The following is a 1,752-nucleotide window of genomic DNA, read 5'->3' as shown; positions in this document are numbered from 1 at the left end:
GAGGATACGGGCCGGCAAGACGCTCAGCAGAATGAGCGACGAGGAGGACAGGGGAGCGGACCGGCCGCGGCCGGTCCGTAAAAACAGGGACGCCGCGCGCAACGGCGCGGTGTCATGCGCATTCATGCCGACGCCGCCGCCGCGCCCTCCTTGCGCCGGCGCCGCTCCAGTTCGGCCGCCGCCCGGACCGCGCTCGACAGCGGGGCGGCTGGTGCTGGTTCGACGGCCGGTTCCGGCGCCACCTCCGCCACCAACACATACCCCGGAATCCGCACGAACCGCGCGGCCTCATCCGCCGTGAGCGGGTCCGACAGCATCCCGCCGTCGGTCGGCGCGAACCGCACCCCGCTGATCAGCGTGCCCGCATTGGGCAGCGTGCACAGGACGCGCATCACGCCAGGTCCGGCAGCGCCGCGGCGGTCAGCGCCAGCGCCGCGGTGTTGACGTAGGTCACGGCAATGCCGGTCGCGTCCAGCGCCGTGGTGCCGCCCACGAAGTTGGCGCCGCTGGTGTTAGTGACCACGATGTAGCCCACCCGCACCTTGTTGGCCGACACCGCGGCCAGGGCGGCGACGGCCAGGTCTGCCGTCGCCACATCGGCGGTCTTGGTGGTCGTGGTCAGGGTGCCGGCAGAATCCATCTCGAAGGCCCAGGCCGCGCTCTTGGCGGTGGCCAGGGTGCCGACCAGGGCCGCCATGTCGGTGGCGGCCGACTTGGCGACGGCAACGCCCGAGATCATCGCCGCAAAGGCCCCGGTGGACTTCACCAGGACCCCGGACGCGGCCTTGATGGCCAAGGTCGGTGCCGTGGTGAGATAGGCGTTGGTGGTCTTGAGCGTCACCACATCGGCCCGCAAGGCGTTGATGGTCGTGATCAAGGACGTGAGAAAGTCCCCCAGCGGCAGGCGCGCCAGGGTCGGCGATTCGCGGTTCAAGGCCGCGACGATGGAAGGCTGTACGATCGGCATGGGGAGGTAGTCCGGGCAGGGTGTTTCAATCCGCGCCCGGCCGATCGACCGGGCGTACCATCAACGAGACGGGCTTACCCGAACGGCTTCCAAGCCGCGTTGGTCGGGACGATGTTCTTGATCACCACGTGATGCTGGCGCTTGCTGATCCGCAGATACCCCATGTGCAACAGCGCCCACGGCACCGTCGCCGCCGCCGTCGGATACAACTGGAACTCGGTCAGCGGCAGCATCTGCCGCCAGGTCATGGCGGTATGCACCGGGCTGAGATTCAGCAGATAGGCGCGACTGGTGCCGGGGATTTCGCGGTTGGTATCCACCCAAGTGGTGGTCGCTCCGGCCTTGGCCACCTTGGCGACATACCGAAAATCGGTGGTCGCGTTGGTGCCGTTCAGGCGGCTGCGGTAGATCACATAGCCGGTTTCGGTGCCCGCCGCGCTGGCCGTGATGGTCAGCGTCACCTTATCGCCCGCGGCGACCGCCACCTGGGCCGACTTGACCACCACCGACTCACCGAACTTGTTGATGCCGGTGACCGCGTAGTAATAATTGCCCGCCTGGCCGGCCGCGAACTTGCTCGACACCTCGGCCGCCGCCACTCCGGCCACGGATACCGGCACGAAGGCGTTGGCGGTCGCGGTCGCGGAGAACGCCACCTCGAACGGCAGTTGAAAGTTCTCATCGCGGATGTAGATGTCCCGCGTCACCGCCACATCCCCCTGCGAGGTGATGATCCCGCGCACCGGGGTCCCGCGCTGGCTGGCCTGGCCGTTGGGCAGCGCCAC

At 68.5% G+C, this 1,752-nt stretch carries 3 protein-coding genes; all 3 read right to left on the bottom strand.

Annotation, left to right across the window (positions count from 1 at the left end):
* Positions 1–122: 122 nt before the first annotated feature.
* Positions 123–392, bottom strand: coding sequence for a hypothetical protein (locus A39O_RS0108420; protein ID WP_020504228.1), 270 nt, complete (start codon positions 390–392; stop codon positions 123–125).
* On the bottom strand, positions 392–967 hold the full coding sequence (locus tag A39O_RS0108415; protein WP_020504227.1) for a hypothetical protein: 576 nt from the start codon (positions 965–967) through the stop codon (positions 392–394). The genes A39O_RS0108420 and A39O_RS0108415 overlap by 1 nt, the downstream gene beginning before the upstream one ends.
* A 74-nt stretch (positions 968–1,041) precedes the next feature.
* The coding region (locus A39O_RS32670) for a hypothetical protein (protein WP_157639854.1) at positions 1,042–1,752 on the bottom strand (711 nt) is incomplete at its 5' end.

Source organism: Lamprocystis purpurea DSM 4197, assembly GCF_000379525.1.
Taxonomy (GTDB): Bacteria; Pseudomonadota; Gammaproteobacteria; order Chromatiales; family Chromatiaceae; genus Thiodictyon; species Thiodictyon purpureum.
Note: the sequence above shows the minus strand (reverse complement) of the source record. Positions and strands in the feature narration are given on the sequence as shown.